Source organism: Hyalangium sp. (genome assembly GCF_045802625.1).
Classification (GTDB): domain Bacteria; phylum Myxococcota; class Myxococcia; order Myxococcales; family Myxococcaceae; genus Hyalangium.
In genome coordinates this window covers 25,725-50,766 of sequence record NZ_JBJMQP010000103.1, presented here as the reverse complement: position 1 = coordinate 50,766, position 25,042 = coordinate 25,725, and the positions used below count along the sequence as shown (strand labels likewise).

At 68.2% G+C, this 25,042-nt stretch carries 21 protein-coding genes; 17 read left to right on the top strand and 4 right to left on the bottom strand.

Going from position 1 to position 25,042, the window contains the following annotated elements; all coding sequences use genetic code 11:
- Positions 1 to 487: 487 nt before the first annotated feature.
- The 3 genes from ACJ8AT_RS18785 (at position 488) to larC (ending at position 4,441) form a co-directional block, all read left to right on the top strand.
- On the top strand, positions 488 to 2,686 hold the full coding sequence (locus ACJ8AT_RS18785; protein ID WP_407739159.1) for an ATP-binding protein: 2,199 nt from the start codon (positions 488 to 490) through the stop codon (positions 2,684 to 2,686).
- Complete coding sequence (locus ACJ8AT_RS18780; protein WP_407739135.1) at positions 2,683 to 3,165, top strand: response regulator; 483 nt, start codon at positions 2,683 to 2,685, stop codon at positions 3,163 to 3,165. The genes ACJ8AT_RS18785 and ACJ8AT_RS18780 overlap by 4 nt, the downstream gene beginning before the upstream one ends.
- A 109-nt stretch (positions 3,166 to 3,274) precedes the next feature.
- Positions 3,275 to 4,441 carry a nickel pincer cofactor biosynthesis protein LarC gene (gene larC, locus ACJ8AT_RS18775; RefSeq protein WP_407739134.1) on the top strand — a complete coding sequence of 389 codons (1,167 nt, stop codon included), beginning with the start codon at positions 3,275 to 3,277 and terminating at the stop codon, positions 4,439 to 4,441.
- A 126-nt stretch (positions 4,442 to 4,567) separates the two neighbouring features.
- On the opposite strand, the gene ACJ8AT_RS18770 is transcribed toward larC, so the two are convergent.
- Complete coding sequence (locus ACJ8AT_RS18770) at positions 4,568 to 6,607, bottom strand: lamin tail domain-containing protein (protein ID WP_407739133.1); 2,040 nt, start codon at positions 6,605 to 6,607, stop codon at positions 4,568 to 4,570.
- A gap of 188 nt (positions 6,608 to 6,795) precedes the next feature.
- Between ACJ8AT_RS18770 and ACJ8AT_RS18765 the strand changes: the two genes are divergently transcribed.
- The 6 genes from ACJ8AT_RS18765 (at position 6,796) to ACJ8AT_RS18740 (ending at position 14,315) form a co-directional block, all read left to right on the top strand.
- Positions 6,796 to 7,251 carry an ATPase gene (locus ACJ8AT_RS18765; protein ID WP_407739132.1) on the top strand — a complete coding sequence of 152 codons (456 nt, stop codon included), beginning with the start codon at positions 6,796 to 6,798 and terminating at the stop codon, positions 7,249 to 7,251.
- Between the two features lie 120 nt (positions 7,252 to 7,371).
- Positions 7,372 to 8,238: a nucleotide exchange factor GrpE gene (gene grpE, locus ACJ8AT_RS18760; protein WP_407739131.1), complete on the top strand. Its 867-nt coding sequence runs from the start codon at positions 7,372 to 7,374 to the stop codon at positions 8,236 to 8,238.
- Positions 8,239 to 8,244: 6 nt separating this feature from the next.
- A complete protein-coding gene (dnaK, locus tag ACJ8AT_RS18755) occupies positions 8,245 to 10,083 on the top strand; it encodes a molecular chaperone DnaK (RefSeq protein WP_407739130.1) in 1,839 nt (612 codons plus the stop codon).
- A gap of 242 nt (positions 10,084 to 10,325) precedes the next feature.
- Positions 10,326 to 11,828 (top strand): hypothetical protein, encoded by a 1,503-nt coding sequence (locus tag ACJ8AT_RS18750; protein ID WP_407739129.1) that lies wholly within the window; start codon positions 10,326 to 10,328, stop codon positions 11,826 to 11,828.
- Positions 11,829 to 11,839: 11 nt separating this feature from the next.
- Positions 11,840 to 12,448 (top strand): hypothetical protein, encoded by a 609-nt coding sequence (locus tag ACJ8AT_RS18745; RefSeq protein WP_407739128.1) that lies wholly within the window; start codon positions 11,840 to 11,842, stop codon positions 12,446 to 12,448.
- A 367-nt stretch (positions 12,449 to 12,815) separates the two neighbouring features.
- On the top strand, positions 12,816 to 14,315 hold the full coding sequence (locus tag ACJ8AT_RS18740; protein ID WP_407739127.1) for a serine/threonine-protein kinase: 1,500 nt from the start codon (positions 12,816 to 12,818) through the stop codon (positions 14,313 to 14,315).
- Positions 14,316 to 14,380: 65 nt separating this feature from the next.
- Here ACJ8AT_RS18740 and ACJ8AT_RS18735 read toward each other — a convergent pair whose 3' ends face one another.
- Positions 14,381 to 15,181 carry a YsnF/AvaK domain-containing protein gene (locus ACJ8AT_RS18735; protein ID WP_407739126.1) on the bottom strand — a complete coding sequence of 267 codons (801 nt, stop codon included), beginning with the start codon at positions 15,179 to 15,181 and terminating at the stop codon, positions 14,381 to 14,383.
- A gap of 278 nt (positions 15,182 to 15,459) precedes the next feature.
- On the opposite strand from ACJ8AT_RS18735, the gene ACJ8AT_RS18730 reads away from it, so the two are divergent.
- From ACJ8AT_RS18730 to ACJ8AT_RS18700, 7 genes are all read left to right on the top strand, one after another.
- Positions 15,460 to 15,819 carry a hypothetical protein gene (locus ACJ8AT_RS18730; protein ID WP_407739125.1) on the top strand — a complete coding sequence of 120 codons (360 nt, stop codon included), beginning with the start codon at positions 15,460 to 15,462 and terminating at the stop codon, positions 15,817 to 15,819.
- A gap of 40 nt (positions 15,820 to 15,859) precedes the next feature.
- Positions 15,860 to 16,552: a YsnF/AvaK domain-containing protein gene (locus ACJ8AT_RS18725; protein ID WP_407739124.1), complete on the top strand. Its 693-nt coding sequence runs from the start codon at positions 15,860 to 15,862 to the stop codon at positions 16,550 to 16,552.
- A gap of 107 nt (positions 16,553 to 16,659) precedes the next feature.
- On the top strand, positions 16,660 to 17,898 hold the full coding sequence (locus ACJ8AT_RS18720) for an ABC transporter substrate-binding protein (RefSeq protein WP_407739123.1): 1,239 nt from the start codon (positions 16,660 to 16,662) through the stop codon (positions 17,896 to 17,898).
- Positions 17,899 to 18,819 carry a branched-chain amino acid ABC transporter permease gene (locus tag ACJ8AT_RS18715; RefSeq protein WP_407739122.1) on the top strand — a complete coding sequence of 307 codons (921 nt, stop codon included), beginning with the start codon at positions 17,899 to 17,901 and terminating at the stop codon, positions 18,817 to 18,819.
- 7 nt (positions 18,820 to 18,826) lie between these two features.
- On the top strand, positions 18,827 to 19,885 hold the full coding sequence (locus tag ACJ8AT_RS18710; protein ID WP_407739121.1) for a branched-chain amino acid ABC transporter permease: 1,059 nt from the start codon (positions 18,827 to 18,829) through the stop codon (positions 19,883 to 19,885).
- A complete protein-coding gene (locus ACJ8AT_RS18705) occupies positions 19,882 to 20,766 on the top strand; it encodes an ABC transporter ATP-binding protein (protein WP_407739120.1) in 885 nt (294 codons plus the stop codon). The genes ACJ8AT_RS18710 and ACJ8AT_RS18705 overlap by 4 nt, the downstream gene beginning before the upstream one ends.
- Positions 20,763 to 21,515: an ABC transporter ATP-binding protein gene (locus tag ACJ8AT_RS18700; RefSeq protein WP_407739119.1), complete on the top strand. Its 753-nt coding sequence runs from the start codon at positions 20,763 to 20,765 to the stop codon at positions 21,513 to 21,515. The genes ACJ8AT_RS18705 and ACJ8AT_RS18700 overlap by 4 nt, the downstream gene beginning before the upstream one ends.
- A gap of 24 nt (positions 21,516 to 21,539) precedes the next feature.
- On the opposite strand, the gene ACJ8AT_RS18695 is transcribed toward ACJ8AT_RS18700, so the two are convergent.
- Both ACJ8AT_RS18695 and ACJ8AT_RS18690 read right to left on the bottom strand, forming a co-directional pair.
- The gene (locus ACJ8AT_RS18695; RefSeq protein WP_407739118.1) at positions 21,540 to 22,622 is read right to left on the bottom strand and encodes a hypothetical protein; all 1,083 of its coding nucleotides are present in this window, start codon (positions 22,620 to 22,622) and stop codon (positions 21,540 to 21,542) included.
- 351 nt (positions 22,623 to 22,973) lie between these two features.
- On the bottom strand, positions 22,974 to 23,132 hold the full coding sequence (locus ACJ8AT_RS18690; protein WP_407739117.1) for a hypothetical protein: 159 nt from the start codon (positions 23,130 to 23,132) through the stop codon (positions 22,974 to 22,976).
- A 166-nt stretch (positions 23,133 to 23,298) separates the two neighbouring features.
- On the opposite strand from ACJ8AT_RS18690, the gene ACJ8AT_RS18685 reads away from it, so the two are divergent.
- Positions 23,299 to 24,963 (top strand): hypothetical protein, encoded by a 1,665-nt coding sequence (locus tag ACJ8AT_RS18685; protein ID WP_407739116.1) that lies wholly within the window; start codon positions 23,299 to 23,301, stop codon positions 24,961 to 24,963.
- Positions 24,964 to 25,042: the final 79 nt, after the last annotated feature.

The following is a 25,042-nucleotide window of genomic DNA, read 5'->3' as shown; positions in this document are numbered from 1 at the left end:
GATTGGGATGGGGCTCTTTCCAGCGGCCCATCCTGATCTGCCAGTCTCATCTGCACCTGCGTTACCTCGAAGAGGACGAGATCCTATCCGCGGTCGGCGCTGGTTGGGCACCATGCGAGCTCGGTTGGCGCACCGTTGAACATGGGATGAACACATGCTGAGCAGAGGTTGAACAGGTAGCTCTCAGCGTCGAGCAGGCTTGGACGGAGAGTCACTCGGGCCCTGCTTGATGCGCTGTACAGGCTGATATTGGAGGGCCCGCGCGAACGTCCGCCCCACTGGGGAGCTGAGACTTCGCCATGCGCCCTCATCGATGAAGTCATGGGGGACGGTGTTATTGGGGCCTTTGCCCTGCCCGGGAATCAGCCAGCGCGTGATGAGCACGCCGGTCGTGCAGGGCCCCAGCCACTGGCCAGGCCAGCCCGGTGTCATGTCGTCATCGATCTTCACATCCTCTGCTTCTCTTGCTCGCGCGACGCTCCTCAAGATGGGAGCACGCATCGCGATCGTCATCTCGCTGACCACCTTCTTCAGCTACCTCCACATGCTCCAGACGCTGCGCGAGGAAGCCCTCCAGGAGATGGAGCGCCATGTCACCGAGCGCAGCCAGCGCGAGCAGGCGGTCTTCCTGCTGGCCGAGAACAACCACGCGATCCTCAAGAAGGCCCTGGAGCAGCGCATCCAGGCCTGGAGCCAGCAGGATCCGAACCCACGCTTCGACAGCCTGTTCACGAAGCTGCCCGATGGCACCTTCCGCTCCCGCACCGAGTCCTTCGATGGGACCCGGATGGTGGGCGTCTTCGTTCCACCCGGGGTGACCCTCGATATCGGGCTGCGCCGCCGCATCCTGGCCGCGTACGACGCGGCCGCTCAGTACGGCCCGGCCTTCAATGCCAGCTTCATCGACACGTACATCACCCTGGCGGAAGGACCGCTCATCTGCTGGTGGCCCTCGCGCCCCAACTGGGCCCTGGAGGCCGCGCCGGACTACCCGACGATCACGTCCGAGTACTACACCAACAGCCTGCCCAAGAATGATCCCGAGCGGCGCACGGTCTGGAGCGGCATCTTCCTGGAGCTCGCCTCCCGGAAGTGGATGGTCACCGCCTCCACTCCGCTGGACCTGGACGGCCGCCATGTCGCGACGATCCACCACGACATCCTGCTCGATGAGCTGATGGCTCGCTCCATCGAGGACCACCTGCCCAACTCCTACAACCTGCTCGTCCGCGACGATGGGCAGCTCATCGCCCATCCCGACCTGGATGTGTCGGGGGCCACCGTCGGCTACAACATCCAGGGCACCGACAAGCCGGAGCCGGGGGAGATCCCCGCGAAGCTCTCTTCCCAGAAGCAGCAGGCATCCCTGCGCTCCCTCTTCGAGAAGGTGAAGAACCGCCAGCCCGGGGAGAAGATCCTGGAGCTGCCCGAGTCCAGTGAGTACGTCGCGGTGTCCCGGCTGAAGGGCCCGGAGTGGAACTTCGTCACCGTGCTGCCCCAGAGCGTGGTGTCCGAGGCTGCCTTCGGTGCGGCGCGCTACGTGCTGTTCTTCGGCGTGGCCTCGCTGCTGCTGGAGCTGGCCATCATGTACTGGGTGCTCCGGCAGGAGATCTCCCGCCCGCTGCTGGACTTCACCGGGGCCACCCACCGTGTGGCCAGCGGGGACTTCCGCGTCCAGCTGAACACCTCGCGCGGGGACGAGCTGGGGCGGTTGGCCAGCGCCTTCCAGGCGATGTCCGACAAGGTCCAGCAGCGCGAAGAGGAGCTGCGCAAGGCCAACGAGGGCCTGGAGCACCGCGTCGAGGAGCGCACCCGCGAGCTGAAGCAGGTTCACCAGCAGCTGCTGCAGTCGGCCCGGCAGGCGGGCATGGCGGAGATCGCCACCAACGTGCTGCACAACGTGGGCAACGTGCTCAACAGCGTCTACACCTCGGCCCAGGTCGCCAAGGAGCGGCTGGGGCGGATGCGGCTGGAGCACGTGGGCCACGTGAGCACCATGCTCCAGGAGCGGCGGGCCGAGCTCGGGCCCTTCTTCACCCAGGACGAGCGCGGGCGGAAGCTGGTGCCCTTCATCGACAAGCTGGGGCAGAACCTGCTCGACGAGCGCCGGGAGCTCATGGGCCTGCTCGATGACGTGGGGCGGTACACCGAGCACATCGGCGACATCGTCAAGGTGCAGCAGACGCATGCCCGCCCGCCCAAGCTCAACGAGCCCGTGCTCCTGGCGGGGCTGGTGGAGGACGCGCTGCGCATCAACTCGGCGGCGCTGCTCCGGCACCAGGTGAAGGTGGAGCGGCGGTTGTCCGAGCTCCCGCCAGTGCTCACCGACAAGCACAAGGTGTTGATGATCCTGGTCAACCTGATCAGCAACGCCAAGTACGCCATGGATGACCTGCCCGTGGATCAGCGGCGCCTGTGGGTGAGCACCGAGCGGCTGGGCGCCGACCGTGTCCAGATCGAGGTCCGCGACAACGGCACGGGCATTGTGCCCGAGATGCTCACGCGCATCTTCCAGTACGGCTTCACCACCCGGAGGGAGGGCCACGGCTTTGGCCTGCACTCCAGCGCGCTCGCGGCGCAGGAGCTCAACGGCTCGCTGACGGCCCAGAGCGAGGGCCTGGGGAAGGGCGCCTCGTTCACGCTGGAGCTCCCCTATCAACCCATCAATGAGGCGCAGAGCGCATGACTCCCAGCAAGAAGCGGATCCTGATCGTGGATGACTCGGAGGCCATCCACCGGGACTTCCTCCGGATCCTCTGCCCGGAGCCGGAGGCGGGCGACAGTGAGCTGGATCAGCTGGCGGATGAGCTCTTCGGAGCGCCAGCCTCCAGCCCGCGGGACGAGGGGGTGTTCGAGGTGGACTCGGCGCTCCAGGGCCGGGAGGGGCTGGCCAAGGTGGAGCAGGCCCAGGCCGAGGGCCGCCCGTACGCGCTGGTCTTCCTGGACTACCGGATGCCCCCGGGCTGGAGCGGCGTCGAGACGCTGCGGCACCTGCGCAAGGTGGCTCCCACGCTGCCGGTGGTGCTCTGCTCGGCGTACTCCGATTACTCCTGGGAGGAGATCGCCCGCGAGTTCGGCCACGCTCAACCGCCGCTGGAGCTGCGCAAGCCCTTCAACAGCCAGGAGCTGCGCCAGCTGGCGCTCCGCCTCACCGAGGACGCCTGAGCGGGAGCCTCCCTCTCGGCCGGGACTGAAAAGGTCTGGACTCGGTCCCTGCCTCTCTGGGAGAGGGCAGGGGGCCGCGGGTGGCCGAGGCCCTGGAAGGAACCTGAGCGTGCGAAAGATCCTCTACCTGGAGCCCGTGGGCGGCATCGCGGGAGACATGTTCCTGGCGGCGGGCGTCGATCTGGGCGTGTCCCCGGAGGCGCTCTCGCAGGCGCTCAGCGGGCTGAAGGTGCCGGGCTGGAAGCTGGCGGTGAGCCGCGCGGTGCGCCACGCCATCAGCGGCACGCACCTGGACGTCGTGCTGGACGAGCGCGAGGCCCACCCGCACCGGGCCTACTCGGACATCCGGCGGCTCATCGAGGCGGCACAGACGCTCTCGGAGAAGACGAAGGCTCGCGCCCTGGAGGTGTTCCGGGCCATCGGCGAGGCGGAGGCGAAGGTGCACGGGGTGTCCATGGACGAGATCCACTTCCACGAGGTGGGAGCGGTGGACTCGATCGTGGACATCTGCGGAGCCGCGGTGGTGCTGGAGCTGCTGGGAGACCCGGAGGTGTACGCGGCGCCGCCGCCGCTGGGCAGTGGCACCATCCGGGTGGCGCACGGGAACATGCCCATCCCGGTGCCGGCGACGCTGGAGCTGCTCAAGGACGTGCCGGTGCGCTTCGAGGGGGTGGGGGAGCTGACGACGCCCACGGGCGCGGCGCTGCTGAAGGTGCTGACGCGGATTGGCCACCCCCCGGACTTCATCGTGGAGCGAGTGGGCTACGGCGTCGGAACGAAGGACTTCCGGGACAGGCCGAACGTGCTGCGCGCCTCGCTGGGCCGCGCGGAGGACAAGGCCGAGGGCCTCTGGGTGCTGGAGGCGAACCTGGACGACAGCACGCCCCAGCTCCTGGGCTATCTGGTCGAGCGGCTGCTGGCGGTGGGAGCGCTGGACGCGTGGGTGACGCCCGTGGTGATGAAGAAGGGGCGGCCCGGGCACCTGCTCAGCGCGATGGTGGAGGGCAGCAGGCGCGAGGCGGTGATGGACACGCTGGTGCGCGAGTCCACGACGCTCGGGGTGCGCTTCCACCGGGTGGAGCGGCAGGCGCTGGAGCGGGACTGGGTGGAGGTGGAGACGCCGTGGGGCCGGGTGCGGGTGAAGCGCGGCCTGCGCGGCGGTGAGGTGCTCAACGAGCACCCGGAGTTCGAGGACTGCCGCCGGGTGGCCGAGGCCGCGGGCGTTCCAGTCAAGCAGGTGATGGCGGCGGCGATGGCGGCGCTGGCGAAAGCGTGACGCGGTGGATCTACGTCTGCGTCTTCCTGCACGTGCTGGTGCTGACGTACGGCGGCTTCTGCACGTACGCGCTCGCTGCCTGTCCTCGCTGGGGACAGGCAGTGGCCGGCACAGCGTGCGAGTCTCTCAGAAGCTCGTGCCGTCCGCGTGCTTGCCCGGAGAGGCGCTGAGTCCCGAGGGCAGCGAATCGTGGCGGACCCACGCCCCCGTGTTGTTCGCGTCCGGGCTCCGGTTGTACGAGACGCCCTGGTACGTGTCCTTGTAGTAGTAGCTGTCCGCCACGGTGTCGTCGGGCCTCACCAGGTACAGCGTGTCGCCGCTGCTCCCCACGTTGACGCCCCGGTTGAAGCGCAGCCCGTCATTCCCGTTGGCGTAGTCCACGTTGGTGGCCCCCGAGGGCACCGCCGTCGCGCCCGAGTACACGACATACGCCTTGCCGGGCGCGAGCGTCGTCCCCGCGGGGAAGATGTGCCGCGCGGGCTTGGCTCCGGAATAGGACTCGGCGTCGTGGAGCTTCCAGCCGCTCAGGTCCGCGGTGCTGCTCCCCGTGTTGACGAGCTCCACGAACTGCTGATCGTAGTCCGGCTGGCCCGTGTTCGGGTTGTTGTTGGGGTAGGGCAAAAACTCGTTGATGAACACCGGTGAGGGCGGGGCCGGCGGCTGCACCACCTGGCCGAAGTCGAAGCGGCTCACCACGGGGTAGTGATCCGAGGTCGTCGTGGCGTAGTTGGTGATGTTGGGGTGCAGGATCGTGGCGGAGTTGGCCACGTAGCTGGTGGCCAGCTCGTTGCTCACCAGCTGGTGATCGATCACGTTCTTGAAGCTCGTGGTGCTGCCCTGGTTCGCCAGCGACAGCGGCCGGGTGAGGAACGTGTAGTTCGTGCTGTCGTCGATGAAGTTCTGGTAGGGCGAGGGCAGGTAGGTGTTGGTCGTGGTGTCCTTGACGATCGACACGTCCATGTCGTCGTTCCAGTCTCCCAGCACGATGAAGCGCGAGGACGGCAGGTTCGCGTCCAGGTACTGCTTGAGCTCCGTGCCCGCCGCCTTGCGCCGGTCGTAGTCGGCCGTCCCCGAGCTCGTCTCGGCCTTCATGTGCAGCACGATGGCCACCAGGTCCAGGTTCGTCCCATTGTTCGTGATGCGCAGGTCCAGCCGCAGCGGCGGCCTGCTGGCGAAGTCGTAGTCGTCTTCCCCCAGGATCACCTGGGCGTTCAGCACGTTCACCACGCTCGACTTGTAGAGCACGGCCAACTTCTGCTCTCCGGACGTGTAGTAGGAGGAGCCGCCCGCCACCCGCGCGTCATTCGCCACGAAGCCGTCGTAGCCGGGCAGCCCCGCCTTGAGCGTGTTGAACTGGTTGACGTCGACGACCTCCTCCAGCGCGACGAAGTCCGCGCCGATGCTGCTGAGCACCGTGCGCACGTTGTCGAGCTGGAGCTGCTCGTCGGTGGGGCCGTTGCTGGTGCTCCCGAACCACTCGAGGTTCCAGTTGCTCACCTCCAGCGGGAAGGGAACGCCCGCGTCCGGCGTCCCGCCATCCGACGTGCCACCGTCCGACGGGCCGCCATCCGTGGTGGAGTTGCGCAGCTGGAGGCTCAGCGTCCGCATCGCCGTCGCCCCGTTGGCGTCCTGCACGCGCACGGTGAGCGGGTAGGTGCCCAACCCGCGAGGAGTGCCCGAGAGATCTCCCTCCGGCGTGAGGTTCAGCCCCGGGGGCAGCGTGCCATCCGCCAGAGACCAGCGCAGCGGAGGCTGGCCGCCGGTGGCGCTGATCAGAAACTCGTACGCCTCTCCCGAGGTGGCCACGGCCAGGGCGGTGGTGGTGATGGCCGGGGCCGCGTACACGTGCAGCGCGTACGTGCGCGAGTCCTTCCTCCCCGCGGCATCCGTCACCCCCACGCTGATCGAGTAGTCGCCCGCGGCCGTCGCCGGCCCGGTGAGCAGCGCCGTGCCCGAGTAGAACGAGAAGCCGGGCGGCACCTCTGCCACCGTGTAGTGCAGGGGCGGCACTCCGCCGCTCGCCGTGAGGTGGGCCTCATAGGCCAGCCCCACCGTGGTGGATGCCAGCTCGGTGTTCGGCAGAAGCGGCCCGCTGGAATCCTCCCGGCCGCTGCAAGCACACAGCGCGGTCAAGACGAGCACCCTCGTCACCTGGGCGAAAGACATGTCCGTGCTCTCCAAAGGGGGCCCATGGCTCCGGGGGACCCAAACCGGGCGCACTGTAGCAGGAAAGCTTTGCGCTCCCGGCGAGCGTGAAGTGAGATGCGCCCGGTGCTCACCGAGCCGGCCGCTTCCCTGCCCCGGCTCGCGAGCGCTCAGGGATTCCCAGCACCCTCGAGAGGAGGCGTTGACACATGGCCGAGCAGAAGTGGGAGAAGCAGCTCATGCAGTTCATCAAGCGCACGGGCGACGAGATCAAGCGCACCGGCGAGGAGATCAAGGTCGAGGCCCAGCGTCTCCTGGATGAGGTGAGGGATCCCGCTCGCCAGACCAAGGTCAAGGAGAGCCTCAAGGAGCTGCGCGGCAAGGCCTCCGCCATGACCAAGGATGCCGCCGAGAAGATCGAGACGGTGGTCCGCAACATCGAGGACGCCGTCGGCAACGCGCTCGACAAGAACCAGGAGGAGGCCAGCGCCAAGGCCCCGCCCGCCGCTGCCCCGGCCTCCGAGGCGCCCGCCCCCGCGCCCAAGTCCGCTCGCAAGGCCGGCAAGACGATCGGCAAGAAGGCAGGCGCGAAGAAGGCCGCGGGCCCCAAGTCGGCCGCCAAGAAGGCTCCCAAGTCGATCGGCCGCAAGAAGCCCTCCGCGTGAGATCCGTTCTGCCCTGGGCGCAGATCTGCAGTGTCAGCCCATGGGCAGGACGCTCGGCTGAGGTTCTTCCAAGCAGTTCGCGGGGTTGGAACGGCTCTGGACCCATGACATAGTGCGAGCGTGGCTGGCACCGACAAGAAGGGGAACTTCAGCGCGGACATCGCGCAGGAAGTGATCGACGCGGCGCTCAAGAGCGTCGAGCGCCGCAACACGTCCTCCGACTCCGAGGAGGGGCTGACGCTCGAGGTGGAGTCCGCCGAGCCCCCCACCGAGATGAATGAGGTTCCGGCCGCGGAGGCGGAGCTGGCCGGTGCTTCCGAGCCGGCCGGTGCTTCCGAGCCGGCCTCCTCCGCCCAGGTGGCCGAGCTGTCCGCGGCGCTCGAGGCCGCGCGCAAGGAAGTGGAGAGCCTGCGCGCGCAGCTCGAGTTCAGCCAGGGCGAGAGCCGCAAGCTGATGGAGCGCCTCAAGGACGACCACGAGCGCTCCCTGCGCGCCGCGGCCGATCTGGAGAACTACAAGAAGCGCGCCCAGAAGGAGAAGGAGGAGGTCCAGAAGTTCGGCTCCGAGAAGCTGCTCAAGGATCTCCTGCCGGTGATGGACAACCTGGATCGCGCCATGGACGCCGCCACGAAGTCCCCCGACTTCGTCAGCTTCCAGAAGGGCGTGGCCATGACGCGCAAGTCCTTCGAGGACACCCTGAGCCGCCACGGCGTGAAGTCCTTCAGCGCCAAGGGCCAGGTGTTTGATCCGCGCCTGCACGAGGCCATGCAGCAGGTGGAGACCGCCGAGGTCCCCGCCGGCCATGTCGCCTTCGAGGTGCTGCGCGGCTACTACCTCAACGAGCGCCTGGCGCGGCCGGCCCTGGTGGCTGTCGCGCGCGCTCCGTCGCAGCCTTCTGCTGAACCGTCTGGTGCCAGTGCCGCGCCGGAGGCGGGTGCTTCGCCCGCCGTATCCTCTGAGACTGAGAAACCCGCTGGGAGCCAGTAAGACGCCATGGGCAAGGTGATTGGAATCGACCTGGGGACGACGAACTCCTGTGTCGCCGTGATGGAAGGCGGCGAGCCGGTAGTCATCCCCAACAGCGAAGGCAGCCGGACGACGCCGTCCATGGTGGGCTTCACGGATTCGGGTGAGCGGCTGGTGGGGCAGATCGCCAAGCGCCAGGCCATCACCAACCCGGAGAACACCGTCTACGCGGTGAAGCGGCTGATCGGCCGCAAGTTCGAATCGCCCGAGGCCAAGAAGGCCATCGGCGTGAGCTCCTTCAAGGTGGTCAACAGCCCCAACGGCGACGCCTGGGTGGAGATCCGCGGCAAGGGCTACAGCCCCCCGGAGATCAGCGCCATCGTGCTGATGAAGATGAAGCAGACGGCGGAGGACTACCTCGGCGAGCCCGTCACCGAGGCCGTCATCACCGTCCCGGCCTACTTCAACGACGGCCAGCGCCAGGCCACCAAGGACGCCGGCCGCATCGCCGGCCTCAACGTCCTGCGCATCATCAACGAGCCCACGGCCGCCGCGCTCGCCTACGGCCTGGACAAGGTCAAGGACGTCAAGACCGAGCGCATCGCCGTGTACGACTTGGGCGGCGGCACGTTCGATATCTCCATCCTGGAGCTGAACGCCGGCGTGTTCGAGGTGAAGAGCACCAACGGCGACACGTTCCTGGGCGGCGAGGACTTCGACCAGCGGCTGGTGGACTACCTGGCCAAGAAGTTCGCCGAGCAGAACAACGGCATCGACTTGCGCAAGGACCGCATGGCGCTGCAGCGGCTCAAGGAGGCCGCCGAGCGCGCCAAGCACGAGCTGTCCAGCGCCAACGAGACGGAGGTCAACCTCCCGTTCATCACCGCGGACGCCACCGGCCCCAAGCACCTCACCGAGACGGTGGAGCGCGGCGTCTTCGAGGAGCTGGTGGCGGACTTGATCGATCGCTCGATCGAGCCGTGCAAGATCGCCCTCAAGGACGCGGGCGTCACCGCGCAGCAGATCAACCAGGTGCTGCTCGTCGGTGGCATGACGCGCATGCCGAAGGTGCAGCAGAAGGTGAAGGAGTTCTTCGGCAAGGAGCCGCACAAGGGCATCAACCCGGACGAGGTGGTCGCCGTGGGCGCCGCCATCCAGGGCGGCGTGCTCAAGGGCGAGGTCAAGGACGTCCTCCTGCTGGACGTCACCCCGCTGAGCCTGGGCGTGGAGACGGCCGGCGGCGTCTTCACGAAGATCATCGACAAGAACACCACCATCCCCTGCAAGAAGGCGCAGGTGTTCTCCACCGCGGTGGACAACCAGCCGCTGGTGAGCGTGCACGTGCTCCAGGGCGAGCGCGAGATGGCGTCCGACAACAAGACGCTGGCCCGCTTCGAGCTGGTGGGCATTCCCCCGGCTCCCCGAGGCGTGCCGCAGATTGAAGTCTCCTTCGACATCGACGCCAATGGCATCGTCCACGTGGGCGCCAAGGACTTGGGCACCGGCAAGGTGCAGCAGGTGCGCGTGGTGAGCAACTCCGGCCTCTCCGAGGCGGAGATCCAGGCGATGATTACCGACGCCCAGGCGCACGCGGTGGACGACAAGAAGAAGAAGGAGCTGGCCGAGCTGCGCAACAACGCCGAGGGGCTCATCTACACCACGGGCAAGAGCCTCGAGGAGTACGGCAACCTGCTGCAGGAGAAGGACCGCGAGGAGATCAAGGCGGACCTGGAGCGGCTGCAGGGCATCCTGAACTCCGGCGACGTGGCGACGCTGAAGGAGGCGTTCCAGCGGCTGGAGGGCAGCGCCTACCGCATCGCCGACGCCATCTACGCCGGCGAGACGGCGAAGTCCTCCGGCTCCTGAAGCCCTGACGCGGCTGCGCACGTCCCGTGCCCCGCTTCTAAACGTTTAGAAGCGGTCGGTCCGCTCCTGACGGGTCGGTACCACCTGGTATTCCGAGCGACGCTCCTGGTTTGAAGCGGAGCCGCCGGTAGGCTCACGGGAGAGCAGTGGAACGGCAGGCACCGCCCACGTGGGTGAGGGCCCAGAGGACCCGCTGCGTCATCGTTCCCGCCCGGGCGCTTTCGTAGCCTGAGCCCCTGCTCATGCGGGGGTGTGCCATGCGGCTGCGGCAGGTGGGCGCGGTGGTGTTGATGTACCTGACGGCCTGCGCGGGCACTCCCCGCGCGCTGTACCCGGAGACCGACCCGGCCGAGGCAGAGCTGGCGGCGGCGCGCTACGAGCTGCACGTGCTCACCGCGGACAGTGGGCGCTCCGAGCCGGTGGAGGTGAACACGGAGGACTTCCAGCGCGCCATGAGGGTGTTGTCGCGGGAGTTCCGCCCGTCCGCGCAGCCCGCGGAGACGGCGCACTGGTTGCTGGAGGGCTCGCGCCAAGCGGACCTGCTGGCGGAACTGGAGCACGGGCGCGTGGTGCGGCTGATGCCGCTGGAGGATGACAGTCCCCTGGAGGCAGGCTCGGCGGCGGAGCTGAGGCGCAAGTACCTGGGCCTGTGCCAGCAGGAGTACGGCGGCGGAGACTGCCTGGGACTGCTGGCGGATGGCCCCACCCTCACCCGGGAGGACGTGCGCACCCTGGCCCTGGCGCTGGCGTTGAAGGACGTGCTCCGGGAGACGCGCGTGGCGCTCAAAGGCATGGTGTCCCCGCAGGCGCTGGTGCAAATGCTGGTGTGGTCGTGCTGCGTGTACCTCACGCTCTGGCTGCTACCCGAGCCCATCTCCAAGTTGGTGGCGGCCGGGTTGACGCTGGCACTGCTGGCGTGGCTGCCGGTGCGCACGCTCTGGGGGTTAATGGACGACTGGGGCCGGCTGGTGCACGAGGTGGACCGGGCCACCTCCTTCGAGCAGGTGCAGGAGGCCAGCGCGAAGTTCAGCCATGCGCTGGGGGAGAACACGGCGCACGTGCTGGTCATGGTGGTGACGGCCGTGCTGACGGGGGGCACGGCGAGGCTCAGCGCTCAGTTGCCCAAGCTGCCGGGCTTCGCATCAGCGGCGGCCTGGGCCGAGGCGCAAGGCCTGAGTCTCGCGGGGGCCGGAGAGGTGGAGGCCATGGCCGCCGCCGAGAACGAGACCTTCACCCTCATGGTGCGTCAGCCCGGGGGCCGTGCGGCTGCGACGGCGGAGGACGCCGCGGCGGAGCGAGAGGGAGTCACCGTCATCATCCGCCACCAGGGAGGCAACCGGCAGGTCGTCTTCAACGGCCAGCGCTGGCACGTGTCCGCCAACAGGTCCATCCGGGATATTCCAGCGAAAGACCCTGTCGGGGATGCTCTGGCGGCAGCGGCTCAGCGCCTCAGGCAGGCCTGGAGTCGCGACGAGCTAACGCCGGATCAGCTCAGCGCCCTCAAGAATGCACGCGATGCGGGCGAATACCTACGAGCACACTTGATGGAGCGCATGTTCCGGGGGCAATGGATGGAAAAAATGCTGCGGGGCCAATTCAGGCACCTCCGGTGGAACGGGACAGGTGTAGATGCGGTTGACCCAGTGACGGGGCTTCAGTACGAGATCCTCACTGGGACGGACTGGAACATGCAACTGCATGGCCGAAGGATGGCGGAAGAGTTCTTCCGGATGATTACCTTCTGAGGGCTCCCTGAATGTGGTTGACCAACGTCATCTATGAAAACCGAGTCATCGAGAACGAACGGCTGGAGTTGAGCGATCGAGACTCGCTCTATTTTCTCGGGCACAACCTGACCCTTCGGCGTTGCACTCTCGTCCTGGGCGTTCCCGCCAAAAGACTGCACGTCAACGAGACACGAATGATTGACTGCACCATTGAGGTCAGCAGGCTCCTGAAGAACTTCCGATGGGACTCAGTCCACCTGGCAGGCTGCCAGTTCAAGGGGCGCTTCCTCGGCAACGTCTTCGGGAATTGGCGGGATGCAACCCAAGCGACCCTTGTGGATTGTGACTTCAGCTCCGCGCACGTGGATCAGTCTCGGTTCCTCCACTGCGACGTTCGTACGCTGCGTCTTCCTCCCTGGCCATGCTTCACCATCTTCGACCCGGTGCGCAGGGCTCGCCAACTGCGAGCCCTACCTTGGCCTGAAGCGGTCGGGCGCATTGAAATAGAGCTTTTCGCGGAGGAACCGACTGCGACGGTAGCATTGACGTTCTCGGCCACAGATCTCGCGAAGCGGCGCGGCACCACTCCGGAGGCCATCAAGGCTGTTTTAGAAAAGCTGGACGGCGTGTATTACTGAGCCAGCCCGCTTTCGAACACATGCAACATCTAGTTGCACTCTTGCCTTGTGAAGTGGACCCACAAAATCGGGGCAGGCTCACCTCGGGCAGCGGCTCGTCAGGATTGCCCGCGAGCGTGAGGCTCCGCCCACGCAAGGCTTGGGGCTGAGCCCCGGCGGCGGTCACCCCCTGCAGCACCAGTAACCGTGCCCACTTCATGGATTGGAGCAAGGACGCGCTACCTCCTGCGTCCCTTCCTACTTGCCCCAACTGCCGCCACCTACGCCGGCGGCGCTGAACCTCCTCGCTGCTCGGCGCTTCCTGCCGCTCACCTGGCCGCCGAGGAGCCTCAGAGGGTCTTCCCGCCATGGGGGCTCCCGGTGTTCAATGCGGCCCGTGGAGTTTTCTTCTCTCGAGGCCGAGGTCGCGTTTCTACGGGGCCTGACATCCGTCCAGCGGATGGCGGACGACATCCTGGAGGATTGCTTCGAGCGAGGGCTGGACCTCGACACCGGGCTGGATGTGTTCCTCACGCAGTGTGCGCGGATGGTGCACGCGGTGGCGGGCTTCGTGTGCCTGAAGGGCACGCAAGGGCCGGTGCTGACGCGGGTGCTGGGCGATATCGGCGTGGACGTCTTCGAAGCGGCGCGGTGGCAGGGCCCTCACCGGGTGAACGGCGGGCGGATGCTCTTCTGCACCCAGCTGACGCTCGGCAGGCTGGATCTGGGCACGCTCGGGCTCGCGGTGGAGGGGCGCTTCGAGGATGGCGGGCCCCTGGTGATGAAGCTGGTGGAGGCCATTGGCGAGCAGCTCGACTCGGCGGTGCTGGGCTTCCTGGCGCTCACGGACGGGCGCACCGCCCTGGAGCGGCTGGACGAGCTGGCGGTGGAGGAGGACTCCACCCCGGTGATGCGCGGCCGGATTGGCCGCTACGAGGTGGTGACGCCGCTGGGCACCGGCGGCATGGCGCAGGTGCTGGTGGCGCGCGCCCGCGGGCCCGAGGGGCTGGGGCGGCTGGTGGCGCTCAAGCGCATCCTCCCGCACCTGTCCACGGATCCCTCCATCGTGCAGCAGTTCCTGGACGAGGCGCGCATCGGCCTGCGCCTGTCCCACCCCAACCTCGTCACCGTTTATGACATCGGCGAGGCGCAGGGGGCGTACTACATCGCCATGGAGCTGGTGCGGGGCGTGGACCTGGACCGGCTGCTGAAGACCCTCAAGGCTCCGCTGCCGCCGGCCCTGGCGGTGGCGGTCGTGGCGCAGGGGCTGCTCGGGTTGTACGCGGCGCACACGCTGCGCGGCGAGGACGGGGCGCCGCTCCACCTGGTGCACCGGGACATGTCCCCGCACAACCTGATGGTGGGCTTCGACGGGCGGGTGAAGGTGCTGGACTTCGGCGTGGCCAAGGCGCGCATGCAGCGCACGGTGACGCTGCCGGGCATCGTCAAGGGCAAGCCCCTCTACATGTCTCCGGAGCAGGCCCGCGGCGAGCGGCTGGACGCGCGCAGCGATCTGTTCGCCATGGGCCTCATCCTCTACGAGGCGCTCACCGGCAAGCGCGCCTTCGACAAGGGGGACGAGCTGGCCAGCATGTACGCCATCTGCGACGAGGAGCTGCGCCGGCCCGAGCGCATCCCCAAGCCGCTGTGGGACGTGATGGCGGTGGCGCTCTCCAAGAGCGCCGTCGAGCGCTTCCGCAACGCCCAGGAGATGGCGGAGCGGCTCGTGGAGGTGGTGCCCGCCGCCAGGGACGCGGAGCTGTCCCGGCTGGTCTCCGCGAACTTCCCGGACCGGCTGCGCGAGCTGGCCCGGCTGGATCGCACCTCGGATGAGCAGTCCCAGGCGGGCAAGACCAAGACCCGCGCCGCGGTGAAGGGCTCGGGCTGAGGCTTCGTGGGCCTCACCCGAGGCCAGGGCCGGTGCCTCCACCGGCACCCGGTGCCTCGCGGCGCTCAGGAGCGGCGCAGGGTGGGATCCTCCGGCGTCAGGTTCAGCTTGCGCGCGTCCTCCACCTCTCCGTCACTGCGGATGTCCACCGTCTCGCGGCGCACCGTCTCCGCCACGCGCTGCTCCTCCTCGATGGCGTCCTTGCGGATGACGACCTCCTCGTCCACCACCGCGCGCTTCTGCACCTCCACCTCCTCGGCGCGCAGCGGCACCACCACCGTCTCCTCCTGGAAGGAGGCGCGCATCGCCGGCCGGTCCTGCACGTCCCGGCGCTCCACCCGGACGCGCTCGCGCCGCACCGGGACCGAGAGCTCCTTCTCCTCCTCGACGACGTCCTTGCGCACGCGGACCTCTCCGGCCTGCCGCTCGCGCTTGACGACGTCCAGCTCCTCCTTGTGCACGGGCACCGTCACCTCGGACTGGCCCACCATGGGCCGCTCGACGCCCGCCGCCGAGGCGCTCGCCGTCAGCCCCGCGGTGTCCGCGCCCAGCCCCAGGCCCGTGCTCCGCTCGGCGGGCACTCCCAGCGCACCGGGGCCCACGCCCGCTCCCCCGCCCGTCCCCGCCAGGGCGCCGCGGTCCTCTCCCAACGAGAAGCGGTGCAGCCCCTCCTTGCCGTGGAAGAGGATGATCTCTCCGTCTCGGATGTCGCTGATCTCCGAATAGCGGCAGACATAGTCCTTCGGGAAGAAGAGGCCCTTCTCGATCAGGAACTCCCCGTCCTGGATGGCGAAGATGCGGCCGAGCTTCTCGCCATCGATGCTGCGAACCGTCATGCCCTCTTTGATGTCGCTGCGCTGATACATGGCTTCCCCCGTTGTCTGTGGCGGCCGGCCGATGCCCGCGCACCGGCCCGGTAGCGCTGTTTCCGACCCCCTGGAAGCTGGGGGTTCCCTGGGTGGGTGCCACCCCCAAGGGGATCGCCCTCCAGCGGCCCGGTGGCGCCCTTGCTCCCCGAGGGTTCCGCACGCTCCGTCGCCTACTGGTTGAGACGGGGAGCGCGAGCCCCGAGCCTGGGCTTTCCCCAGCGGCCTCCCATCCCAAACGTTCGGCGCGAATGCAGGCGGTGCAGGGAGAGGCTTCCATGAAGAGCAAGCACGCGGGACGCCCCCGCCATCGCTGGAATGAGGCGCTCCTGGGAGGATTGGCCGGGCTCGGCGTGCCCGTGCTGCTGCGGGGCGGGGCTCACGGACGGAAGCGAAGCAACCCGGCGGCCGTGGGGGTGGTCGCGGGCCTGCTGGGAGCGCTGGTGGGAGGCGGGCTCGCACGGAGGCGCCGAGGCCCGCCCGCTCCGGCAGAGCCCGAGCAGCGCTCTCAGGAGCTAGAGCAGGAGCAGGCGCGGGAGCCCGAGCCTCACCGGAGAGAGGCGCCCGAGCCGCGCAGGGGACCGAGCGGGCGCGAGCGGCTCTGGTTGCTCCCGGAAGCCCCGGCCCACACCTCTTGAGGAGGCTCCTCAGGCGCGCACGCCCAGAAGGGGGGGACACATGGGCTGGGATGTACGCGAAGGCATGGTGGTCCACACGGCGGACGGCGAGCGGCTGGGAGTGGTGGTCCGCCGGGGCGATGACACCTTCGTCATCGAGAAGGGGCTGCTGCTGCCCCGGGACTTCATCGCCCGCTATGAGGACATCGCCGAGGTGCTGGGTGACGAGGTGCGCCTGAGGCGGACCCGGGACGAGATGATCCCCGGCCCGTGGCTCAAGGCACGGGAGCGCGAGGCGGTGGTGCCGCTGGGCAGGTTCGGGGCGCCGCAGGAGCTCGTCGTGGAGCTGGCGCACGAGGAGGCCCACCCCCACACCGTCATCCGCGAGGTGGGGCAGCTGCGCATCCACAAGGTCGTTCGTACGGAGATGAAGCACTTCAGCATCCCCGTGCGGCGCGAGGAGCTGGTGGTGGAGCGGCTCCCCGTGACGGACGAGGCGCACGCCCAAGCCCTGGAAGGCGCCCCGGTGCCGGGGGCAGTGGCCCCCTTCGAGGAGGTCTCCTTCGTCATCCCGCTGCGCGAGGAGCGGGTGGGGTTCACCAAGAGCACCCACGTCTGGCAGGAGGTGCGGGTGTCCAAGGTGGCCCAGGAGGAGCTGCGCGCCGTGCGCACCACGGTCCGCCGGGAGACGGCGGAGGTGGAGGAGCGGGGCGAGGTGCTCCACGAGGGGCCCGTGGACGGGCTGCACTCCTGAGGGCGTCCTGGCGGTAAAAAGCGGCTGGGCGCCCCGGCTGCGCGCTTGACCCACATGGCGGGCTCTCCTAGAAGACCGGAGCTTCTGACACTGACGGGAGGCTCCGCATGAGACGTTTTGTCCCGATGCTGCTGGCCACGTTCGCCTTGATGGGGACCGGCTGCGAGAAGAAGACTCAGCCCGCGCCCTCGTCATCCCCCACGGATACGAGCCAGCAGACCGCCCAGGGCCAGGGAGGCCCTGCCACCGCGACGCCCCCCGCGGCGATGCCCACTCCGCCCGCCAGCAGCGACACCCTGCTGCTGGGCGTGGCCACCAGCCTCACCGGTGGGCAGGCCACGTTCGGCGTCTCCACGCGCAATGGCATCGAGATGGCGCTCAACGAGGCCAACAAGGCCGGGGGCGTGAAGGGCAAGAAGCTGACGGTCCGCGTGTATGACGACCAGGGCAAGCCCGAGGAGGCCGCCCAGGCCGTCACCCGCCTCATCACCCAGGACCATGTGCTGCTCATCCTGGGAGACGTGGCCTCCTCCAACTCGCTGGCCATGGCGGAGAAGGCCCAGGCGGCCGGGGTGCCGATGATCACCCCCTCGTCCACCAACCCGTCCGTCACGGCCAAGGGCGACTACATCTTCCGCGTCTGCTTCATCGATCCGTTCCAGGGCTACGTGATGGCGAAGTTCGCGCGGGACAACCTCAAGGTCTCCAAGGCGGCGGTGCTCCAGGACAACAAGAGCGCCTACTCCATTGGCCTCACGGACGTGTTCACCCACAAGTTCACGGAGATGGGCGGGAAGATCACCGGCGTGGAGAGCTACAGCCAGGGCGACACCGACTACCGGGCGCAGCTGACCGCCATCAAGAAGGCCGCGCCGGAGGCCATCTACGTGCCGGGCTACTACAGCGAGGTGGGCGTCATCGCCCGCCAGGCGCGCGAGCTGGGGCTGAAGGTGCCCATGCTGGGCGGGGACGGGTGGGACTCGGAGAAGCTGTTCGAGCTGGGCGGCAGCGCCATCCAGGGCAACTACTTCTCCAACCACTACTCGCCGGAGAACCCGGATCCGCGCATCCAGAAGTTCGTGTCGGACTACAAGGCCGCCTATGGCGCGGTGCCGGACGCCCTGGCGGCGCTCGCGTACGACGCGGCCAACGTGGCCATCGCCGCGCTGAAGAAGGCGCCGGACACCTCGGGCAAGGCCCTGCGCGAGGTCATCGCCCAGACCAAGGACTTCCCGGGCATCGCCGGCAACATCACGCTGGATGAGAACCGCAACGCGGTGAAGCCCGCCGTCGTCCTCAAGGTGGGGGATGGCAAGACGGAGTACGTCACCACCATCAACCCGTAAATGGCGCAACTCCTCCAGCACCTGATCAACGGCCTGGCCGCCGGCACCATCTACGCGCTCGTCGCGCTCGGCTACACGATGGTGTACGGCGTCCTGAAGCTCATCAACTTCGCCCACGGCGACGTGATGATGGTGGGCGTGTACATGGGCTACGCCACCGCCTTCGCGCTCGGCAAGCAGGCCCAGAAGTCGTTCCTGGGCGTGGTGCTCATCTTCCTGGTGGCCATGGCGGGCTGCGCCCTGCTGGGCTTCCTCATCGAGCGCTTCGCCTACCGGCCGCTGCGCGAGAAGCCTCGGCTGACGGCGCTCATCACCGCCATCGGCATCTCGTTCGCGCTCTCGTACGGCTTCCAGCTGGACATCGGCTTCCTGCCGGGCGCCTCGCCGCGAGCCTTCCCGGAGGTCATCACCCCCACCGAGTGGCTCATCATCGGGGACCGCGACGTGGTGGTGTGGAACTGGCAGGTGATGTCGCTGCTCATCGCGGTGGGGCTGATGGTGGGGCTGCAGTACCTGGTGTTCCGCACGCGCTTCGGGATGGCGATGCGCGCGGTGTCCTTCGATCACCGGGTGGCGGCGCTGATGGGCATCCCCACGGACCGGATCATCGCGGGGACGTTCATGATTGGCAGCTCGCTGGCCGCGGGCGCGGGGCTCTTGTACGCCATCAAGGACACCTCGGTGAGCCCACTGATGGGGCTGTACGTGGGGCTCAAGGCCTTCGTGGCGGCGGTGATTGGCGGCATCGGCCACGTGCCGGGCGCGGTGGTGGGCGCGCTGCTGCTGGGGCTGGTGGAGGAGTTCGTGGTGGGCTACGCGGCGAGCACGTGGCGTGACGCGGTGGCCTTCGGCATCCTCATCATCGTGCTGCTCGTGAAGCCGGGCGGCCTGTTCGGCCGGGTCGCGGCGGAGAAGGTATAGGCCGCGCATGGAATCCTCCGCCCCTCCGAGTCCGGCTCCGGGCATCCCTGCGGGGCTCCGAGGCATCCTGCCGGTGCTGGTGGCGCTGCCGGTGCTGGCGCTGTTCGCGTGGGCGCTGTCGGCCTCGCCCTTCGCCACGTACCTGCTGTCCATCATGGGCGTGAACATCGTCCTCGCGGTGAGCCTCAACATCGTGAATGGGATGACGGGGCAGTTCTCCATCGGCCACGCGGGCTTCATGGCGGTGGGGGCCTATGTGGCCGGGGTGCTGGGGCTGTCGCTCAAGGAGGTGGCCATCTCGGGCCTGCCCGTGGTGGTGAGCGATCAGATCTTCCTGCTGGTGGCCCTGCTGGTGGGCGGCGTGATGGCCGCGCTGTGCGGCTTCCTGGTGGGCCTGCCCAGCCTGCGGCTGCGCGGGGACTACCTGGCCATCGTGACGCTGGGTTTTGGAGAGATCATCCGCGTCATCGTGCAGAACACGGACGCGTTCGGGCGCTCGCTGGGCCTGTCGGGCATTCCGCAGACGGCGGGCCTGGGCATGGTGGGCTTCTGGGTGTTCGTGGTGGTGCTGGTGGCGCGGCGCATCGCCGGCTCCAGCCATGGCCGCAGCCTGTGGGCCATCCGCGAGGACGAGGTGGCCGCCGAGGCCATGGGTGTGGACACCACCGGCTACAAGGTGCGGGCCTTCGTCGTCTCGGCCTTCTTCGCCGGAGTGGCCGGAGGGCTGTTCGCCCACTTCGTGCCCATCATCAACCCGAACTCCTTCACCTTCATCCGGTCCATGGAGATCGTCGTGATGGTGGTGCTGGGCGGGCTGGGCTCCACCACCGGCGCCATCGTGGCGGCCATGTTCCTCACGCTGCTGCCGGAGGCGCTGCGCTCGGCCTTCACGTCCATGGGCGCCCAGGGCAGCCTGGCGCAGAAGGTGGATCAGATCCGCATGCCGGTGTACGGCCTGCTGCTGGTGGCGCTGATGCTGCTGCGGCCGCAGGGCCTCTTCGGGACGAGGGAGTTCTGGGAGGTGCTGCCGCGCTGGATCCCCCGGCGGAAGAAGGGGGGCCCGTGAGCTCCGAGACCCAGGCCACCGCGGGGCAGGCCAGCGCTCCGCTGCTCGAGACGGAGGGGGTGAGCATCCAGTTCGGGGGCCTGCGGGCCCTGACGGACTTCCGGCTCTCCATCCGCAAGGGAGACTTGCAGGGGCTCATCGGCCCCAACGGCGCGGGGAAGACCACGGCGTTCAACGTCCTCACGGGCGTGTACAAGCCCACGCAGGGCGAGGTGCGCGTGGTGGGCCAGACGGTGAATGGCTGGCTGCCGCACCAGATCAACCACCTGGGGCTGGCGCGCACCTTCCAGAACATCCGCCTGTTCCGGGCGCTCACCGCGCTGGACAACGTGAAGGTGGCGTGCCGGGCGCAGGGTGCGCTGCACGTGGGGGGCGTGGGCCTGGGCGCGAAGGTGAAGGGCGCCGCGCGCAACTACCGCGACTGGTGGCGCGCGTTCCTGCTCACCCCGGGCTTCATGGCGGAGGAGCGCGAGCTGACGCGGCAGGCCGAGCACCTGCTGGAGGTGATGGGCCTGTCGCACCGCCGCGACGAGGAGGCGCGCAACCTGCCCTACGGCGAGCAGCGGCGGCTGGAGATCGCCCGCGCGCTGGGGACTCGGCCCAAGGTGCTGCTGCTGGACGAGCCCGCCGCGGGCATGAACACCCGCGAGAAGGCGGACCTGATGGTGCTCATCCGCAAGCTGAGGGATGACTTCTCGCTGGGCATCCTGGTCATCGAGCACGACATGAAGCTGGTGATGGGCATCTGCGAGCAGATCACCGTGCTGGACCACGGGGAAACCATTGCGCGCGGCGCGCCCGAGCAGGTGCGCAGCGACCGGAAGGTCATCGAGGCGTACCTGGGAGACAACTACCTGGAGACGCATGGAGGGGCGGCGTGAGTCAGGCGGTGAAGACGCTGGGAGAGCGCGAGCCGCGTCCGCCGCTGCTGACGGTGGAGGACCTGAAGGTCCACTACGGGGCCATCCAGGCGCTGCGGGGCGTGGCGCTCTCGGTGGGCAAGGGCGAGGTGGTGGCGCTCATCGGCGCCAACGGCGCGGGCAAGACGAGCACGCTGCGAGCGGTGAGCGGCATGCTCAAGCCCAGCGGCGGCCGCGTCACGTTCAACGGCCAGGACATCACCGGGGTGAAGGCGCACCAGCTGGTGTCGCGCGGCATGGCGCACGCGCCGGAGGGGCGAGGCATCTTCCCCAACCTCACGGTGCAGGAGAACCTGGACCTGGGGGCGTACCTGCGGCGGGACGCGGCCGGGATTGCCGCGGACCAGGAGAAGAGCTTCGGGCTGTTCCCGGTGCTGAAGGAGCGGCGCAAGCAGCCGGCGGGGACGCTCTCGGGCGGCGAGCAGCAGATGCTGGCGATTGCCCGCGCGCTGCTGAGCCGGCCCCAACTGCTGCTGCTGGACGAGCCCTCGCTGGGGCTGGCGCCACAGGTGACGGAGAAGATCTTCCGCACGCTGCGCGAGGTGAACGCCACGGGGACCAGCATCCTGCTGGTGGAGCAGAACGCGCACCTGGCGCTGAGCATGGCCCACTACGGCTACGTGCTGGAGACGGGCGAGGTGGTGATGGCGGGCAAGGGCAAGGCGCTGCTCGAGAGCCCCGAGGTGCGCAAGGCGTACCTCGGCGAGTAGGCCAGCCCCCGCGCGGGGCTCACCTCACGGGAGCCACACCAGCACGCCCACCTGGCCCGGGCCCGCGAGGATCCGGGTGGTCCCCACCTTGGGATGGGACGAAGCGCTCTCGGAAGAGGAGGAGCCGTCCGTGAGCCAGAGGACGAGCCCCCCCACGGCGAGCGCCGCGCCCGCGCCCGCGCTGATGGCGGCCAGGCTCTGTTGGGATTTGGCGTCGTCCCGCAGCTTGGCCAGCCGAGCCGTTTCGGCGCTGGGCGGCAGGCCATCCTTGAAGGCATCGTTGAACTCCTTGGCCTTCGAGTTGGCGCTGGTGACGAGGACGCCCGAGGCGATGAGCCCGACACCTCCCAGGGCCATGCCGGTGATGCCGGCCGGGGTCTTCCACGTGCGGTGATGGGCCTCCTGCCTCACGGAGGCCACGGGAGCCGAGGGCGGCGCCGTGACGGTGGGCGAGGGCGCCGGAGTCGCCGTGGGATTGGGCTGCGTCGCGAGCAGCGGGAGATCGGGCTGGCCGCCGGGCACGGGGACGAGCTCCAGGGGAGTGGGCTTCGTCGTGTCGAGCCGGTCGAGGATCTGGGAGACCGCGATGCGGATGACATCCCCCGCGGGCTGGTTGGGGAGGCGGGGCAGATCGAGCGGCTTCTCTTCGATCTTGTTGCCGCTCTCATCCACCACGAGGCCGGTGATGTGGGTGACCTTGGGGTTGAAGGGATCGAGGGTGAGGTAGAGGGTGCGGGAGGCCTTGGTGGCGGCGGCGAGCTTGCCGAGGCACATGTTGCGGTTCTGGGCCTTGGCGCACGAGCCGTGGGCTTCCTTGTCGAGGAAGGCGCGCACATCCGTGGACGGCACCAGGTTCATGGTGTCGCGGATGGCAGCGGTGGCGCAGACGGCCTCGAGCTCGGCGATGTCGGGCTTCTTGGTGGCGGCGCCCTTCTTGCCGCCCGCGCTCTTCTTCGCGACGGCGTTGCTCTTGTCACCGCCGGTGATGACGCAGGGGTGGAGCGCCAGGCGCTCTCGCGGAGGCGCCTGCTGAGCGCGGGCCGTGGGGGCCAGGAGGGCCACGGAGAGCGCCAGCAGCAGGCCGTAGCGTGAGGGATGGTTCACCATGAGAAACCCTCGTCGGGAGGAGGCGCCGGCGGGCGCGTCGAGCGGCTAGCAGTCGAGCATGCAACAGCGGCGAGAGGCGCGTACCGCAACCTTCCGCGAGCAGGAGGCCCATGCTATCCACGTGCCTAGGGCCGTCAAAAGGTTTGGGAGGCATCTGATGCTGCGCAAACTCCTGGGAGCGGGGTTGCTGCTGACCACGCTGGCCGGATGCACGAAGCTGGCCGGGCGGACATGTACCTCGGACTCGGACTGTGGCGAGCAAGGCACCTGTGACGTGAGCGCAGGGCTCTGCTACGCGGCGGACACGGAGCCGGAGCTCGACGGCGGAGCATGCACTCCAGCGTGTGCGGCCTACGAGGCGTGCACGTCGAACGGATGCAGGCCACGGTTCACCGCGCTGACCATCGTGTCTCCGGCCAGCAACGCGCTGCTGGGAGGCGGCACGGTGCAGGTCTCGGCGCAGCTGGTGGTGAACCCCACGTATGCGAGCACGACGCAGTTGCCGGACACGCTGATCTTCAGCGCGGCGCGCTCGAGTGGGGGAGACGTTGGCTCTTTTGGTCCTGTGACGCGAACCGGAGACACGTACACGGTTCCGTGGACGCTCCCGAGCGCGCAGACGCAGATCACCCTGACGGCGTCTCACCCAACGCCCGCGGCCGTCCAGAGCGCTGCGGTGAATGTGCAGGTGGACTCGGTGCCACCTACGTTCACCCTTGCTTTCTCCAACCCGCCGACACGCTCCTCAGGCAGTGCCACCCACGCGGACGAGCGGGATCCGGTAACCGGGTACGACGTGGCTTTCCGCAGGGATGAATCGGTCACCGTGAGCATTTCGGCCGACGAACCCGTGAACAACGTGAAGTTGACGGTGGTGGGGATCGGGCCGGGAGGAAGCGCCGGTCAGGCGCAGGCGCCCGTGACGGTGCAGCCAGGAGGGACGTGTGACGGCAGCCCGGCGTTCTGTGGAAACGTCACCGTTGATCTCTCCACGCTGGACATGAGGGACATCCATGGGACCGCGGATTTCCAGGTGGCGGGCGTGGATGCCGTAGGCAACCCTGGCTCCAAGAGTGCTGGATTGAAGGTGACGCGTTGGAAGTGGGCCTTTGATGCCGCGGGACCCATCTCTGGCTCTCCCGCGGTGGGGGCTCGCGGATTTGTCTACCTGGGCACGAACCTCTTCACCAACGCCGGGAGGATGCTGGCGATTGGGCCCGACGGTGCCAGGAAATGGGAGGTCACCACAATGGGTGACGCTTTGGGCAGCCCGGCCGTCGGTGCCTTCAACTCGAATGAGGAGTACGTATACGCCGCAGCCAAGACTGGCGCTGGCACCGTGCTTTATGCGCTGCGTGGGAGTGATGGCACGGAGAAAGCCAGGTGCCCGGTCTCCAATGTCACCGATCTTCCGGGCTCCCTGGCTGTAGGCACCACTTCTCTGACGGTGGGAACGGGGGAAACCGGGACGGGTATTTTCAGCGGCAGTCAGGTTCACCTCGTCGGGATCCGGCCGGATGCCTTGTTGAGCGGTGACAAGTGTGTCGATATCTCAGGCTCCGGTATGGGCGCGCTTCCAGCCAGCGTCACCGGTGGGGCCTTCGTGATGAAGGATCAGAATGTCTTTTATGGGACTCCCGCCTTCAAGCTCGCGAGCTATGACATTTCAGCCGGCACCAGCTCGCCTCGAAGTGGCTTTCCTCTGAACACCACCTCCTTGACCCGTGGCCTCGCCATCTTGAGTGACCGGGTCTATGGCGGGGCCGCCAATACGGATGATCCTTCCCAGGGAAGCCTCTTCTCGGTGCTGATGGCGAGCCCTCCCGCCATCTCGTTTGTCTATCCGCAAGCGAATACCTCGCGCGTGTTCAACCTGGCGATTGGCAGTGGGGACACGGCTTTCTTCGGAGCGGAGACGGTCTCGAGCGCCGAACTGTTGTCCCTGGCGCTGGGAACCACTGGTGCTACTCCAACCAAGGTGGCGGATGTTGGAACCCTGAAGGGCTCTCCTGTCATCGGAAAGAACGATCGCCTCTACACCCTCAACACGGTGGGCAAGCTCTCGGCCTGGATCGCCAGCTCGCTGGCTCCCGTCTGGAGTGCGGACCTGGTTCTGGATCTCGCGAAGGATACGTCGCCGACGCTGGACTGCCGTCGCGATGCCTCCGGCAACGCCGTCGCGGGCTCTTCCATGGGAAGTCTATACTTCGCGGGTGGCAACAAGCTGTACGCGATCATCGTCGACAGCCCGGGGATGGACCCCAACGCGCCCTGGCCCAGGTTCCAGCACGACGCTCGCAACACGGGCAACCCCGCAACGCCCGTCACCAATTGTCCGTAAGAGACGCGGAGCTCGGCGCTCTGCTCGGGAACTTGCAGTACCCTCAATCATCCGTAGTCAGGCGCCGCGGACTCGTCTA

Coding starts and splice junctions, on each gene's coding strand:
- ACJ8AT_RS18785 (WP_407739159.1), top strand. CDS start 488: ATGGGAGCACGCATCGCGATCGTCATCTCGCTGACCACCTTCTTCAGC.
- ACJ8AT_RS18780 (WP_407739135.1), top strand. CDS start 2,683: ATGACTCCCAGCAAGAAGCGGATCCTGATCGTGGATGACTCGGAGGCC.
- ACJ8AT_RS18770 (WP_407739133.1), bottom strand. CDS start 6,607: ATGTCTTTCGCCCAGGTGACGAGGGTGCTCGTCTTGACCGCGCTGTGT.
- ACJ8AT_RS18765 (WP_407739132.1), top strand. CDS start 6,796: ATGGCCGAGCAGAAGTGGGAGAAGCAGCTCATGCAGTTCATCAAGCGC.
- dnaK (WP_407739130.1), top strand. CDS start 8,245: ATGGGCAAGGTGATTGGAATCGACCTGGGGACGACGAACTCCTGTGTC.
- ACJ8AT_RS18750 (WP_407739129.1), top strand. CDS start 10,326: ATGCGGGGGTGTGCCATGCGGCTGCGGCAGGTGGGCGCGGTGGTGTTG.
- ACJ8AT_RS18745 (WP_407739128.1), top strand. CDS start 11,840: ATGTGGTTGACCAACGTCATCTATGAAAACCGAGTCATCGAGAACGAA.
- ACJ8AT_RS18740 (WP_407739127.1), top strand. CDS start 12,816: ATGCGGCCCGTGGAGTTTTCTTCTCTCGAGGCCGAGGTCGCGTTTCTA.
- ACJ8AT_RS18735 (WP_407739126.1), bottom strand. CDS start 15,181: ATGTATCAGCGCAGCGACATCAAAGAGGGCATGACGGTTCGCAGCATC.
- ACJ8AT_RS18730 (WP_407739125.1), top strand. CDS start 15,460: ATGAAGAGCAAGCACGCGGGACGCCCCCGCCATCGCTGGAATGAGGCG.
- ACJ8AT_RS18725 (WP_407739124.1), top strand. CDS start 15,860: ATGGGCTGGGATGTACGCGAAGGCATGGTGGTCCACACGGCGGACGGC.
- ACJ8AT_RS18720 (WP_407739123.1), top strand. CDS start 16,660: ATGAGACGTTTTGTCCCGATGCTGCTGGCCACGTTCGCCTTGATGGGG.
- ACJ8AT_RS18715 (WP_407739122.1), top strand. CDS start 17,899: ATGGCGCAACTCCTCCAGCACCTGATCAACGGCCTGGCCGCCGGCACC.
- ACJ8AT_RS18710 (WP_407739121.1), top strand. CDS start 18,827: ATGGAATCCTCCGCCCCTCCGAGTCCGGCTCCGGGCATCCCTGCGGGG.
- ACJ8AT_RS18695 (WP_407739118.1), bottom strand. CDS start 22,622: ATGGTGAACCATCCCTCACGCTACGGCCTGCTGCTGGCGCTCTCCGTG.